The following is a 14346-nucleotide window of genomic DNA, read 5'->3' on the forward strand; positions in this document are numbered from 1 at the left end:
CCCCGGTCAGCTCGAGACCGGGCTCCTCAGCGCGCTCCGGCACGGCGTCGGCCGCGCGACGCTCGAGACGATCGGCACCGGTCTGGGCGGCACCCCCGCCGAGGTCGAGCGGCTGCTCGCGGTGCTCGCGCCCACGTTCGAGGTCGAACCGGTCGACGACACCCATGAGGCTCCTGGGCCGGTGCTGCTCGACGCCGACGGCACGTTCGGCGTGCTGCTCGAGCGACGGCTCGTCGAGCTGGGGCACCGCGTGCTCGGCCGCGACGCCATCGAGGCGACCACGACGGCTGCGCCGGCGCTCGTCGTGATCGCGGCGCACTGGGTCGTGCAGCCCGCACGCCATCTGCCGTGGCTGCGCGCCGACGTCCCGCACCTGGCGGTCGTCGACGACGAGGCGGGCTGGCGCGTCGGTCCGCTCGTCGAGCCCGGTGCCGGCCCGTGCCTCCGCTGCCTCGAGCTCGCCCGGCGCGATCGCGACCCGGCGTGGCCGGTCATCGCCGCGCAGCTCGCCGGGCGACCGGCACCGCCCGCGGCACGCGGCATCCGTGCGCTCGTCGATGCCGCCTCGGCCGCGGCGGCCGCCGTCGACGACCGGCTGCGCCTCGGCGAGACGCACCTCGCCGAGCGGAGCCTCAGGCTCGGGGCCGTCGGCCGCCCGCAGGGTGCGAGCCATCGGCCGCACCCCGAGTGCGGTTGTCGAGCTCTTGGAGGAAGCGCGACGGCTCCCGCTCTCCGCGCTGCCCGTCGCCCAGGCGCGCCCAGCTCAGCTCGAGCCGGCGCCGTGCCCGCGTGAGCCCGACGTAGAGCAGGCGGCGCTCCTCGTCGATCGCGTCGAAGCCCTTCGCGTAGCTGATCGGCAGCATGCCCTCGCTGAGGCCGACGAGGTGCACCTCGTCCCATTCGAGGCCCTTCGCCGAGTGGAGCGTCGCGAGCGTCACGACGGCGAGCGCGGGCTCGTGCTGCGCCTCGGCGCGCGCCCGCAGCTCGTCGGCGAACTGGCGGAAGGTCGTGCCCTCGGGGGCGTCGTCGACGAGGCGGGCGATCGCGTTGAGCGACTCCCAGCGGGTGCGCACCGCTCCGGGGCCCTCGGGCGCCTGCACGCTCCAGCCGAGCGAGCGGAGCACGTCGCTGACCGACTTGAAGAGCGGCTCGCCGGTGATCGTGAGCGCCGCGGCGCGCAGGGCGTGCACGGCCTCGCGCACCTCGGGCTGGTCGAAGAAGCGCGCGGCCCCGCGCACCCGCGACCCGACGCCGACCTCGTCGAGCGCGCGCTCGAGGATCGCCGACTGCGAGTTCACGCGCATCAGCACCGCGATGGCCTCGGGGGCGACGCCCGCGTCGATGCGCTCCCTGATGCGGGTCGCGACGCCTCTCGCCTCGGCGAGGTCGGAGGCGTACTCGGTCACCGCCGGCTCGGGCGCACGCTCGCCGCGTGCGACGGCGGTGAGCCGCAGCGCGCCCTCGCGGCCCCGCATGAGCCGGTTCGCGGTGTCGACGATCTGGCCGGTCGACCGGTAGTTGCGCTCGAGGCGCACGACCGTCGCGTCGGAGTAGCGCCGCTCGAAGCCGAGCAGGTAGCCCGAGCTCGCCCCGGCGAACGAGTAGATGGTCTGGCTCGCGTCGCCGACGACGCAGAGCTCGCTGCGGTCGCCGAGCCAGAGCTCGAGCAGCTGCTGCTGGGCCGGCGAGACGTCCTGGTACTCGTCGACGATGAAGTGGCGGTAGCTCTCGCGCACCTGCATCGCGACGGAGGGCTCCGACTCGATCATTCCCGCGGTGGCGAGCAGCACGTCCTCGAAATCGAGCATGCGCCGCTCGTCCTTCACCTGCTCGTACGACTCGACGAGCTCGAGGAACTGCTCGGCGGTGAGCCGCCCCGGCGCCCCGCGCATCGCGAGCCGTGCCGCATACGACTCGGGACCCTGCACGCTCACCTTGCGCCACTCGATCTCGGCGGCGACGTCGCGCAGCGTCGCCACGTCGACCTTGAGCTTCACCCGCTCGGCCGCCTGGCCGAGCAGCCGCCCCTTGTAGTCGAGCACGCGCGGCGCCGGTCCGCCGACGACGATCGGCCAGAAGTGGTTGAGCTGCGCGAGCGCCGCGGCGTGGAAGGTGCGCGCCCTGACGGCGCCCGCCCCGAGCGCGCCGAGCCGCGCCCGCAGCTCGGCGGCGGCCCTCGAGGTGAAGGTGAGCGCCATCACCCGCGCGGGGTCGTAGGCGCCTGAGGCCACCCCGTACGCGATGCGGTGCGTGATCGCCCTGGTCTTGCCCGTGCCGGCGCCGGCGAGCACGCAGACCGGCCCGTGCAGCGCCTCCGCGACGACGCGCTGCTCGGCGTCGAGCCCGTCGAGGAGGGGATCCCCGGTGACGACGCCGGGATCGAGGTCGTCGAGCGGGCCCGCGTCGGGGCCCGCGTGCGTGCCCGCGCCCGTCATGAGGCCGACCACGCGGGAGCGGGATCGGGCCTCGTCACCGGCCCGCCGTACCAGTGCTCGATGAGCCAGCGCGCGATCGACGTCTCGCCCGGCAGGGTCACGCCACCCCACGACTCGGCGAGCTCCTCGCGGCTGAACCAGCGCAGCTCGAGGATCTCCTCGCCGTCGGGCTTCGCGGTCGCCGGGTCGACGCCGGGAGCGACCCGTGCCGCGAACCCGAGCATGAGGCTCGCCGGGAACGGCCACGGCTGCGAGCCGCGGTACTCGACCCGGTCGACGGCGAGTCCGGCCTCCTCGTGGATCTCGCGCACGACGGCCTCCTCCAGCGACTCGCCGGGTTCGACGAAGCCGGCGAGGAGCGAGAACCGGCGCTGCTCCCACAGCGCGTTCGACCCGAGCAGCAGACGATCGTCGTCGTCGGTGACGAGCACGATCACGGCCGGATCGGTGCGCGGGAAGAGCATCGCGGCATCCGCGTCGCAGCGCCGCGCCCATCCGGCCTGCACCGGCGTCGTCGTCGCCCCGCATCGCGGGCAGAAGCCGTGCGACGCGTGCCAGTTCGCGAGCGCGAGCGCCTCGACGAAGAGCCCGGCACCGAGCTGGTCGAGCTGCGTCGCCGCGACGCGGAGGCCGACCCACCGCGCCTCCTCGGGCTCCACCGCGGCGGCCGTCTCGTCGTCGACGACGCGCAGCTCGTAGGCGACCGTCGGGGCGTCGCCGCGACCGAGGTAGGCGCGGAGCGAGCCCGTGGGGGCATCGGCCGGGAGCAGGAGCTCGATCGCCGGCGCCGACCCGTCGACCTGCGCTGCGAGCAGCACCCGGTCGCCGTGGACGAGCAGCACCCGCGACGCCGGGTCGGCGTCGAAGTCGTCGAAGATCGCCGGATCGGCGCGCCGCTCGGCGTCGCGATCGATCACGGCCCGTGCGAACGGTGGAGTCGGGCCCGGATCGTTCACTTCGCCCCTCTCGCGGCTGGATGCGGAGTCGGCGGGAAGGTGTGGCGGTCGCCCGTCGCCGGGTGATGCCTGCTTAAGCTGAATGCCATGGCCAGACCCCCTCTCACTCTAGCCGCGTTGGCCACGGCGGCGGTGCCCGGACTCGAGGTCAGCGCCGCACGGGCGCACACGCGGCGCAGCCACGGGGCCTTCGACGCCGTCGAGTTCCGCACCGGCGACGACCGCCATCTCATCATCCGCGTCCCGCGTTCGCAGGCTGCCGAGTCCGAGCAGTCCGCCGACCTCGTGGCGCTCCGCGCCCTCACGCCCGGGATCCGGGGCCGCCTCGACTTCGCGGTGCCGTCGTTCATCGGCCAGGCGCCCATCGACGGCACGCGCGCCGTCGTCACCGACTTCATCCCCGGGGTCGTCTCGACCGCCGACCAGCTGACCGCGCACGACCGGCTCGCCGAGTCGGTCGGCCTCGCGATCGCCGCCATCCACTCCCTGCCGACGGGGTTCGTCGGCGACGCCGGCCTCACCAGGCAGGATGCCGCGGAGACCCGCGAGTCGGTCGTCGCCCTCATCGGCCGCGCCGCCGACACCGGGCGGCTCCCTGCGGCGCTCCTCCGCCGCTGGGAGGAGGCCACCGACGACGACACGCTCTGGCGGTTCCGTCCGACGGTCGTGCACGGCACGCTCACCGCCGACTCGATCCTGAACGACGGCGAGACCGTGACCGGCGTGATCGGCTGGTCGGGGCTCGCCGAGGGCGACCCGGCCCGCGACCTGCACTGGCTCCTGACCTCCCGCGGTGCGGCGGCGGAGCGGGCGCTCGGCGCGTACATCGCCGCGCGTGAGGGCGGCGCCGACGCGCACCTGCCGCAGCGCGCCCTGCTCTACGGCGAGCTCGAGCTCGCACGATGGCTGCTGCACGGCATCGACGAGCGCGACGACGCGATCGTCGAGGACGCGGTCGGCCTCCTCGACGGGCTCGTCGAGAGCGTCCACGACCATTCGAGCGAGCCGCTCTCGCCCGAGACGGGCCCGATCCTCGCCGTCGGCGACGTCGAGCGGATGCTCGACGAGACCCCGCTCGACCGGCTTCCCGCCGAGCGCGGCGGGGCGATGCTCACCGACAGCTACGACTTCTCTGAGCTCGACCGGCACGAGGCCCGCTCGGCCGGCGCACCGCCCATGGATGCCACGGCGCCCATCCCGCTCGACCTCAGCGACTGGGGCGACGCGGCACCCGACGCCGGCTCGAGCGGATCGGGGCGCGATCACGCCCGCGGCGACGAGGGCTCGACCGGCGCACCGTCGGACGAGGTCACCGACGACCAGGCACGCCGCAACTCCGCCTCGTCGTAGATCCGCTCGGGCCTGATGACCCGATCGTCCTCGACGAAGTAGAAGACGGCGTCGACGACGTCGGGGTCGACCCCCGCCCAGCTCGCGTACGCGAGACGGTAGAGCGCGAGCTGGGTCTGCTTGAGCTCGAGGTCGCGCGCGTCGCGGGGTGCCTTGCCCGTCTTCCAGTCGACGACCTGCACGCGGATGCCCCGGGCACCGAGCTCGGACTCGGGCGCGATGTCGTAGACGGCGTCGAGCTTGCACACGAAGACGTTGCCGCCGATCGGGAGGTGCAGTTCGAGCTCGACGGCGGCCGGCCTGCGGTCGCCCCACTCGGAGGCGGCGAAGGTGGCCTGGAGCGCGCGAAGCCGCTCTGGTGCGATGTCGCCGCGCTCGGGGTCGACGGCGACGGTCTCGTCGTCGGGCCCGACGCCCTCGCCGTGCTCGCCGAGGGCGTCGAGGTCGTCGAGTCCGCCGAGGTCGTCGACGCCGCCGACGGATCGGTCGGATCGGCCGACGTCACCGGGTCGGTCGGATCCGTCGTCCCACGAGCCGGGGCCGAGGCCGTCGAGCCCGTCGAACTCGTCGACCACGGCGAGCGCGCGCTGCTCGACCCACTCGTGGAAGAGCGTGCCGATGCGCGTCGCCCGGAACGGTCGCTGCGGCATGGGGCGCCGGAGCCCCGCGGCGACCGCGAGCGGGTCGTCGACGTAGTCCTTGAACCGCGACGCGGGCACCCGCACGGGGATCTCGGGCGCCTCCGCCGGCTCGTGGCGGCGTCGGCGCTCTTCGAGCAGCAGCCGGAGCTCGTCGGCGAGGCGCGGACCGATGCCGGCACCGCTCGGCCGGAGGGCGGCGGCACGCACGGCCTCGGCCGCCGCCTCGACGACGGTGCGCCGGTGGCCGAGCGGATCGAGCGGCCAGCTCACGCGCTCGGCGGTTCCGGTGCGGGGGTTCTCGTCGTGCTCGGGCGCCCCGGGGAGGACGTCGGGCGGCACGACGCCCGCCTGCACGAGCTCGCGCAGGAACGGGCTCGGCTGGCGCGGCGCCTTCTGCGTCGACCACCACGAACCGGTGAGCAGCAGCTCGGTGCGGGCGCGCGTCAGCGCCACGTAGGCGAGCCGGCGCTCCTCCTCGGCGTGGCGCTCGCGGTTCTCGTCGGCGAACGCCGAGACGGCGGCGTCGAACTCGGCCTGGCTCTGCACGCCGCGCCACTGCAGCTCGGGCAGCTCGTCGGCGTCGCCCTTGAACTCGTTCGGCAGCTCGCCGAACGCGAGCCACCCCTTCGTCGACCGCGGCTTCGACGGCACCTCGGCATCGACCATGCGCGGGATCGCCACGAGATCCCATTCGAGGCCCTTCGATCCGTGGATCGAGAGCACCTGCACCGCGCCGGGCTCGGGTTCGTCCTGGCGGGGCGAGAGCCGGTCGCGCTGCTCGGCCTCGGTGAGCCAGGTGAGGAAGGCCCCGAGCGTCGGCTGCTCGCTCATCTCGACGAAGCCGATGAGCAGTTCGTCGAACGCCTCGAGGCTCGGCGCGCCGAGCGGCTGCTCGGCGTTGGCCGCCACCTCGAGGTCGAGCAGCAGCTCCTGCTGCACGAGGCTCACGAAGTCGATGAGCCCGAGGCCCGCGCGCCGGCGGAGCGCCTGGAGCTGGGCCCCCGCGCGCCGCATGCGTGCGAGCCCCGTCTCGCTGAACCCGCGGAGCGCGGAGTGCTCGTCAGGCGCCGTGAGGAGGAAGTCGAGGGCGTCGACGATCGACGGCGACTCGTCGACGGCGATCGAGGTGCGCAGGCCGCGCCGGACCTCGTCGGCGAGGCGCCGGTTGGCGAGGTCGCGATCGGCGAGCCACTTGGCGAGCGAGCGCAGGGCGTCGAGGTCGGCGGGGCCGATGCGCCAGCGGGCGCCGCCGAGCACCCGGACGAGCTCGGAGCCGGCGGACGGGTCGTGCACGACGCGGAGCACGCACACGAGGTCGGCGATGACCGGCTGGTCGAGCAGCCCCGCCATGCCGAGCACGTGCACGGGCACCCCGCGGGCGCGCAGCGCCTCGGTGAACACGTCGACGTTGGCGAAGGTGCGGCAGAGCAGCGCCCCGCTCGCGCCCTCGCCTGCGCGACCGAGCCGCTTCGCGAACCAGTCGGCGACCGTTGCCGCCTCGTCGTCGATGGTCTCGCTCCAGCCCACGTCGAGACGGCCCGGCCCGGCGAACGGCGACGCGCTCAGCGGCGCCTTCGGGATGCCCGCGTCGAGCGGGGCGATGAGCGCGTTCGCGGCGTCGAGCACGATGCGGGGATTGCGCCAGCTCGTCGAGAGGTCGTAGACGGCCGCCTCGCCGCCGGCGGCGAAGTCGCGCCCGAAGCGGGCGAGGTTCGCGGCACTCGCACCGCGCCAGCCGTAGATCGACTGGTCGGGGTCGCCGACGGCCATGACGGCGTGACCGCCGAAGAGCACCGAGAGCAGGCGCGTCTGCACGACGCTCGTGTCCTGGTACTCGTCGAGCAGGACCGTGCGGTAGCGCTCGCGGTGCGCCGCGACGACCTCGGGGTGCCGTTCGCAGATCGCGAGCGCGAGCGAGACCTGGTCGGAGAACTCGACGAATCCGCGCTGCTGCTTGACCGTGGCGTAGGCGTCGGCGAGCTCGAGGAGCGGCGGCAGCGCGCCGACGACGCCCAGCGCGTCGACGAACGTCGCGAAGTCGGTGCGCTTGCGGGGCGCCTCGATCGGCAGCCCCTCCATCTGGAGGAAGTCGCGCACCATCACGCGCACGTCGCGGCTCTCGGCCACGTTCTCGGCCAGCGCCCTGCTGAGGCCGAGCACCGCCCCGGTGACCTTCTCGAGGGAGGCGTCGAGCTCGACCAGCCGGGGGTCGGCCGAGGCGGCCACGACCCCGCGCGCGAGCTGCCAGGCCGCGGCCTCGCCGAGCACCGAGGCATCGGGCTCGCGCCCGATGAGCATCGCGTGCTCGCGGTAGATCGAACTCGCGAAGGCGTTGTAGGTGCCGACCGCAGCCGACTCGATCGGGTCGAGCGCGACGGCGGCGATGCCCTCGCCGACGAGCTGCGCCACGCGATCTCTCACCCGCTCGGCCAGCTCGCCCGCGGCCTTGCGGGTGAAGGTGAGGCCGAGCACCTCGGGCACCTCCACATGCCCGTTGGCGAGCAGCCACACCACGCGATTCGCCATCGTCTCGGTCTTGCCGCTGCCGGCACCGGCGACGACGATGCTCTGGCCGTGCGGATCGGCCTCGATGACCGCGCGCTGCTCGGGCGTCGGCGCGTGCAGGCCCAGGCGGGTGGCGATCTCGAGCGCGCTCAGCGCCTGCCCGCTCACGCCGACACCGCCGGCACGAGGTGGACGCGATACTGCCAGGCCCCGAAGCGCGAACCGAAGCCGAGCTCGGCCGGCCCGTCGAACGCGCCGCCGGCCATCGTGCGGGCGACCGCGTCGAGCCGCTCGCGGAACTCCGCCTCCGCCTCGTCGTCGAACGGCTGCTGCGCCCGCTCGGTGTAGCCGTTGCCCGAGGACGGCTTCGCGAGGTAGACGAGCTTCGCCCCGCCGAGGATGCCGCGGTTCGGCACCGCGCCGGCGCGCGCGGCGAGCTGGTAGGCGGCCAGCTGCGGGTGCGCGGCCGTCTGCGCCGCCGTCGGCGGTGTGCGACCCGTCTTCAGGTCGACGATGACCGTCGTGCCGTCGGCCGAGGCCTCGACCCGGTCGATCGTGCCCGTGATCCGCACGCGCCCGAGCTCGAGCGAGAACCGCCCCTCCGCCTCGAGCAGCACCTTGCCGTCGTCGGCGAAGCCGGCGAGGTAGTCGGCCGCGCCCTCGGCCATGCGCCGCGCGCCCCGCCGCTCGCGCTCGGCGACCCAGCCCGCCTCGAATCGGATGTCGCGCAGACGCTGCTCGACGCCCGCCCACAGCGTCTCGATGCTCGTGTCGCCGTCGTCTCGCGCCCCGGCCTCCTCGACCACGGCGTGCACGATCGTGCCGATCGACGCGGCGATGCCGGACGGCGGCGACGCCACGTGGTCGATGAACCAGCCGAGCGGCGACTCCTCGACGCGATCGATCTGCGACGGCGAGACGGCCACGACCGCGTCGGGGTCGCCCTCGAGGTCGACGAGGGGTGCCGTCGTCGAGGGCGCAGCGAGCCCGTACCAGTCGTCGGGGTGGGCGCCGGGAACGCCGGCCTCGGCGAGCAGCGCGAGCGCGGCCGGCGCCTCGCCCCCGGGCGACGCCGCCGTCTCGCGCCGGAGCGCCCCGACGAGGCCTCGGAGGTGCAGCGGCCGACCGCGCGGCGCGCGCAGCCGATCGGGCGCGTAGCCCATGAGCATCGAGGGCTGCTCGTCGTCGTTCGCGGTGCAGCTGAGCACGAGCTGGCGTTCGGCGCGCGACGCGGCGAGCGCGAACAGGCGCAGCTCGTCGCTGCGCACGGCGATGCGCGCCTCGGGCACGGACTCGACGGTCGGCAGCGGCGCGCCCGCACGCACGGCCGCGGCGGTGCGCGCGAGGAGCCCGGCGTGCAGCAGGGTGCCGCGCGGGCGGAGGTTCGGCCAGACCCCGTCTTGCAGGCCGGCGACGACGACCACCTCGAACGAGCGGCCGATGAGCGCCGGCGGCGTCGTCACGAGCACCGTCTCGGCGCTGCGCTGCGGCGCGAGCGAGTCTTCGGGCAGCTCGCTCGCGAGCACCTCGTCGACGAACCGCACCGCAGGGGCGTCGGGCTCGCGCTCGACGAAGCGCTGCGCGGCGGCGAAGAGCGCCACCGCGGCGTCGAGCGAGCGGTTCGCCTCGTCGGCGAGCACACCGGTGCCCGCCGCCTGCGCCCCCCACTCGGCGGCGAGGCCGCTGCCCTCCCAGAGGACCCAGAGGAGTTCTTCGACGGTGCGGCCGCGCACGGCCTCGGCACGCGCCGTGGCGACGAGCCGGGCGAGCCGGGCGGCGCGCCGGGCCGGGGCCGCGTCGATCGAGTCGAATCCGCCGGGTGCGCCGAGCGCCTCGACGAGCAGCTCGTCGCCCGTTCGGTCGCCGCCGTTCGCGAGCTCCTCGTGGCGGAGGGCGAGCCGCAGTCGGCGGAGCCCCACGCCGTCGAGGCGCCCGATGGGCCCGGTGAGCAGCGCGACCGCGAGCTCGGCGGTGAGCGGCTCGCGCTCGAGCACGAGCGAGGCGGCCGTGAGCAGGGCCGCGGCGGCCGGGGCGTCGCGGAGCGCGGTGCGCGCTGCGCTGCCGGCCGTCGGCACCTCGGCGAGCGCGAGGCCGCGCTCGAAGGCCGGGACGTCGCCGCCGGAGCGCAGGACGACCGCCATCTCGGACCAGGGGACGCCGTCGAGGAGGTGGCGCTCGCGGAGCACGGCGGCCACGGCGCGGCACTCGGCGGCGTGCGAGGGCGCCTCGATGCCGAGGACGGGTGCGAGCGACGCCCGCGTCGGCCGGTTCGGCCGGGCCGGGGTGCGGGCGGCCCGGCCCTGCGGCAACGACCCCGTCGAGGCATCATCGGCCCCCGCCACCGTGGCGACTCGGTGGGCGCCGCCGAGGGCCGCGCCGATGTGCGCGGTCGTGGACTGCACGACCGCGCGGAGCTCGGCCGTGCCGCGGTGCACGACGGGCAGCACGTGCCGCTCGACCTGCGCCCCGTCGAGCACGTTCGAGAGGGCGCCGAGCAACTCGGGCCGGCCGCCGCGGAAGCCGTTGCTCGCGACGTCGGGGTCGCCGATCGCGATCACCTGGACCCCGCGCGCGGCGAACGCGCCGAGGAGTGCGGCGGTGGCCTCGGTGGCCTCCTGGGCGTCGTCGACGACGATGAGCCTGAGCCGGGCGAGCAGGCCGAGCGCGGCCGCGGCGCCGGCGTCGTCGACGCTTCGGCGCACGACGGCCGCGGCGAACGCCGCGAGCTCGGCGGAGTCGAACTGGTCGGGGCGCAGCTGGGCCTTCACCTCGTCGTACTCGGCGAGGAAGTCGGCGGCCGCCACCCACTCGGGGCGCTCGCAGCGCCGCCCGAGCCGGGCGAGCGCCTCGGCGTCGACGCCGTGCTCGACGGCGCGCATGAGCAGGTCGCGCAGCTCGGTGCGGAACCCGCGCAGCACCCGCACCTCGGGTGTCAGCGGGTCGGGCCAGTCGGGGCCGAACCCGTCGCGGATGCCGCCGTCGAGGAGCTCGCCGACGATGTGGTCGTGCTCGGCGCCCGTGAGCAGGGTCACCGAGGCCCCCGTGTACGCGCGCACGAGCTGGAACGCGATGGAGTTCGCGGTGCGGGCGAGCGGGCCGCGCGTCGTGAGGCCGAGGCGCACGGCGAGCGCGTCCCTCAGCGCGGTCGCCGCGGTGCGGGTCGCCGAGACGACGAGCACCTCGTCGCTCGAGTGGCCGAGCCGTTCGATGCGGTCGGCGACGAGCTCGATCGCGAGGCTCGTCTTGCCGCTGCCGGGGGCGCCGAAGACCGCCGCGTGAGCGCCGCCCGAGAGGTCGCGCACGAGATCTGGAACGGTTCGGGTGCCCTGCATGTCGGCAACGTTAACCCGTTCCGCCGACAGTGAACGCGAACGGCTCGGCACGGCACGATGTGTAGGGTTTGAGCAAGAGCAGAAAGGCGCACCGTGGACGTTCGCATCGGCATCCAGAACTCCCCCCGTGAACTCGGGTTCGAGACCTCGCAGTCGGCCGCAGAGGTCGAGCAGGCGGTCGCGGCGGCCCTCGCCGGGCAGTCACCGCTGCTCAAGCTCGCCGACGACAAGGGCACGGTCTTCGTGGTGCCCGCCGCAGCGCTCGCGTACGTCGAGATCGGCTCCGAGGAGTCGCGTCGCGTCGGCTTCGTCGCCTGACGATGGAGCTCCTCTTCATCACCCTCGGCGGCGCCATCCTCGGCATCGCCGCGCACTTCGCGCTCCCCTACCGCCAGATGCGCGGCGTCGCGCTCGTGCCCTCGATCGGCGCGGCCGTCGCCGCCGTCGTGTGGGTCGGGCTGACGTGGCTCGGCTGGGCGTGGGACGGCGGGTGGATCTGGGTGGTCTCGCTCGTCGCGGCCGGCCTCGCCTCGGCGGCGGCGGCCTACCTCATCGGCCCCGGCCGGCAGAAGGCGGATGCCGCGCTCTTCGAGCGCCTCTCCCGCCCGGGCGCCAGCCGAGCCTGACTCGCTCGGTGCGGGCCGCGAGCGGCTCGCACCGACCGGCACCGCCCTCCCTCGTGGCATCCGGCGATCGCATCGACCCGGGTGCCCGCGCTCGGGCCGAATCGCGTCAGGCCGTGAGCCCGAGCGCGTCCATGCGACGCGTGTGCTCGGCGATGAGCTCGGTGAAGACCGGCTCGACCCGCTCGCCGGCGGTGCGATCCGCCGACTCCGAGGCGCGCAGCGCCGAGCGGGCGACGAGCAGGGTGTCGCCCACGATGCTCCGGCCCCACAGGGCGAGCCGATCGGCGAGGCCCGGTTCGGCCTCGATCGCGGCGCGCAGCTCGGCCTCGAGCACCTCGGCGATGCCGCCCTCGGCGAGGATGCCGCGGACGCGTGCGCCGAGCACGGTGGGAAGCCCCTCGGCCAGGCGCGAGAAGTAGTCGTCGAGCATGCCAGACGTGACGTGCACGCCGAGCAGCAGCTCGTGCCAGTCGGCACCGGCCGTCGATTCGCCGAGCCGATCGGTCGCGGGTGCGAACGGCACCATGACCCCCTCGGGCTCGACGCCGAGGTGACGCAGCTCGGCGATGAGCTCGTGGTGGCGACGGAGGGCGACGCCCGCTGCGGCGCTCAGCCCCTCCTTCGAGCGCATCGACGGGGCGCCGAGCACAGCGGTCGACAGGCTCTCGAAGAACTCGAGCTGGATGTACGCGGCCTGCCCGAGGAACGGCACGGGCTCGGGCACGAGCTCGGTGAAGTCGACCTTGGTGACCTCCGTCGGGGCGACCCGGGGTCGCAGCCGCGGAAGCTCGGGGCGCGCACCGCGCCTGCTGGACCAGAACACCACGAACACAGCCTATCCGAGGCGCACAGGGACTCTCCGATAGGGTGTAAGGGCATGCGGACATCGGATCCGCGGCCGTGCGCCCGGGGTTGAAGTCGAGGCGCACCTCACGACCTTCATTCTCGAAGCACGACCGACAGGCAGATTTGTGACCACCTTCACCGACCTCGGCATCGCGTCCGACATCGTCGACGCACTCGCCGGGAAGGGCATCGTCGATGCCTTCCCCATCCAGGAGCAGACCATCCCCCTCGCCCTCTCGGGCCAGGACATCATCGGCCAGGCGAAGACCGGCACCGGCAAGACCTTCGGGTTCGGCCTCCCGCTGATCCAGCGGCTCGGCGACGACCCGGCCCCCGGCGTCAAGGCGCTCGTGGTCGTGCCGACCCGCGAGCTCGCGGTGCAGGTCTCCGAAGACCTCGAGCTCGCCACCTCGAACCGCCCCACCAAGATCGTCTCGATCTACGGCGGAAAGGCGTACGAGGGCCAGATCGAGCAGATCAAGGCCGGCGCCCAGATCGTCGTCGGCACCCCGGGGCGCCTCCTCGACCTCGCGAGCCAGCGCCTCCTGAACCTCGGCGAGGTGCAGGAGATCGTGCTCGACGAGGCCGACAAGATGCTCGACCTCGGCTTCCTCTCCGACATCGAGAAGATCTTCTCCAAGGTGCCCGCCGTGCGTCACACCATGCTCTTCTCGGCGACCATGCCCGGCCCGATCGTCGCCCTCGCGCGCCGCTTCATGTCGAAGCCGATCCACATCCGCGCGAACGACCCCGACGAGGGCCTCACCCAGGCGAACATCAAGCACCTCGTGTACCGCGCGCACTCGCTCGACAAGGACGAGGTGATCGCGCGCATCCTCCAGGCCGAGGGCCGCGGCAAGACCGTCATCTTCACGCGCACCAAGCGTGCGGCCGCCAAGCTCGTCGAGGAGCTCAACGATCGCGGCTTCAACGCCGCGGCGGTGCACGGCGACCTCAACCAGGACCAGCGCGAGCGCGCGATGGCGGCCTTCAAGGCCGGCAAGAAGGACGTGCTCATCGCGACGGACGTCGCGGCGCGCGGCATCGACGTCGACGACGTCACGCACGTGATCAACCACACCATCCCCGACGACGACAAGACCTACCTGCACCGCGCGGGACGCACGGGCCGCGCCGGCAAGACGGGCATCGCCGTCACGTTCGTCGACTGGGACGACCTGCACAAGTGGGCGCTCATCAACCGAGCACTCGAGTTCGGCCAGCCCGAGCCGACCGAGACGTACTCGTCGAGCCCGCACCTCTTCACCGACCTCGACATCCCCGCCGGCACCAAGGGGCGCCTGAAGCCGGCGGCCCCCGCGGCCAGCGCGACGCGTTCGAGCACCGCCGGCCGCAGCGACCGCGGCGGCCGCCGCGAGGGCAACGGCGAGCGCCGCGAGGGCGACGGCGAGCGCGCCCCCCGCACCCGCAACCGCCGCCGCACTCGGGCGGGCGAGCCCACCACGGGCGAGTCGGCGCCGGCGAAGGCCGACGCCGCGGGCGACGCCGCCGTCAAGGAGCCGGGCACCGGCACCCACGACGGCAAGGGCCACGAGCACCACGACGGCAAGCCCGCTCCGCGTCGTCGTCGCCGTCGCGGCGGCGCCGGTCGCGCGGGCGCCGCAGGTTCGGCTCCGGCAGCACCGCAGGTGTAG

Annotated in this window: 9 protein-coding genes; 4 read left to right on the forward strand and 5 right to left on the reverse strand. The window is 74.5% G+C overall.

The genetic code is table 11. From position 1 onward, the window contains the following. Positions 1-632: 632 nt before the first annotated feature. A complete protein-coding gene (locus tag ACFVTH_RS00720) occupies positions 633-2435 on the reverse strand; it encodes an ATP-dependent helicase (RefSeq protein WP_387088665.1) in 1803 nt (600 codons plus the stop codon). Continuing rightward, positions 2432-3352 carry an NAD(+) diphosphatase gene (gene nudC / locus ACFVTH_RS00725; RefSeq protein WP_387085605.1) on the reverse strand — a complete coding sequence of 307 codons (921 nt, stop codon included), beginning with the start codon at positions 3350-3352 and terminating at the stop codon, positions 2432-2434. Before nudC ends, ACFVTH_RS00720 begins: the two co-directional genes overlap by 4 nt. 126 nt (positions 3353-3478) lie before the next feature. Here nudC and ACFVTH_RS00730 point away from each other — a divergent pair, with 126 nt between their 5' ends. Next, entirely contained in the window at positions 3479-4741 is a 1263-nt protein-coding gene (locus ACFVTH_RS00730; RefSeq protein WP_387085608.1) for a phosphotransferase, read from the forward strand. Here the strand turns inward: ACFVTH_RS00730 and ACFVTH_RS00735 are convergent. Then, complete coding sequence (locus ACFVTH_RS00735) at positions 4654-8055, reverse strand: UvrD-helicase domain-containing protein (RefSeq protein WP_387085611.1); 3402 nt, start codon at positions 8053-8055, stop codon at positions 4654-4656. The genes ACFVTH_RS00730 and ACFVTH_RS00735 overlap by 88 nt on opposite strands. Then, positions 8052-11219 carry a PD-(D/E)XK nuclease family protein gene (locus tag ACFVTH_RS00740; RefSeq protein ID WP_387085614.1) on the reverse strand — a complete coding sequence of 1056 codons (3168 nt, stop codon included), beginning with the start codon at positions 11217-11219 and terminating at the stop codon, positions 8052-8054. Before ACFVTH_RS00740 ends, ACFVTH_RS00735 begins: the two co-directional genes overlap by 4 nt. 93 nt (positions 11220-11312) lie before the next feature. Here ACFVTH_RS00740 and ACFVTH_RS00745 point away from each other — a divergent pair, with 93 nt between their 5' ends. Both ACFVTH_RS00745 and ACFVTH_RS00750 read left to right on the forward strand, forming a co-directional pair. Beyond that, complete coding sequence (locus ACFVTH_RS00745) at positions 11313-11537, forward strand: DUF3107 domain-containing protein (RefSeq protein ID WP_026378876.1); 225 nt, start codon at positions 11313-11315, stop codon at positions 11535-11537. Positions 11538-11539: 2 nt separating this feature from the next. Further along, positions 11540-11845 (forward strand): hypothetical protein, encoded by a 306-nt coding sequence (locus tag ACFVTH_RS00750; RefSeq protein WP_386940388.1) that lies wholly within the window; start codon positions 11540-11542, stop codon positions 11843-11845. A 106-nt stretch (positions 11846-11951) separates the two neighbouring features. Here ACFVTH_RS00750 and ACFVTH_RS00755 read toward each other — a convergent pair whose 3' ends face one another. Next, a complete protein-coding gene (locus ACFVTH_RS00755) occupies positions 11952-12671 on the reverse strand; it encodes a ferritin-like fold-containing protein (protein ID WP_387085617.1) in 720 nt (239 codons plus the stop codon). Positions 12672-12816: 145 nt separating this feature from the next. Between ACFVTH_RS00755 and ACFVTH_RS00760 the strand changes: the two genes are divergently transcribed. Continuing rightward, positions 12817-14346: a DEAD/DEAH box helicase gene (locus ACFVTH_RS00760; RefSeq protein ID WP_387085620.1), complete on the forward strand. Its 1530-nt coding sequence runs from the start codon at positions 12817-12819 to the stop codon at positions 14344-14346.

Source organism: Agromyces sp. NPDC058104, assembly GCF_042884835.1.
Classification (GTDB): domain Bacteria; phylum Actinomycetota; class Actinomycetes; order Actinomycetales; family Microbacteriaceae; genus Agromyces.

Bases quoted from the DNA above. Each gene is read 5' to 3' on its own strand.
- ACFVTH_RS00720 (WP_387088665.1), bottom strand. From the start codon at position 2,435: ATGACGGGCGCGGGCACGCACGCGGGCCCCGACGCGGGCCCGCTCGAC.
- ACFVTH_RS00730 (WP_387085608.1), top strand. From the start codon at position 3,479: ATGGCCAGACCCCCTCTCACTCTAGCCGCGTTGGCCACGGCGGCGGTG.
- ACFVTH_RS00740 (WP_387085614.1), bottom strand. From the start codon at position 11,219: ATGCAGGGCACCCGAACCGTTCCAGATCTCGTGCGCGACCTCTCGGGC.
- ACFVTH_RS00750 (WP_386940388.1), top strand. From the start codon at position 11,540: ATGGAGCTCCTCTTCATCACCCTCGGCGGCGCCATCCTCGGCATCGCC.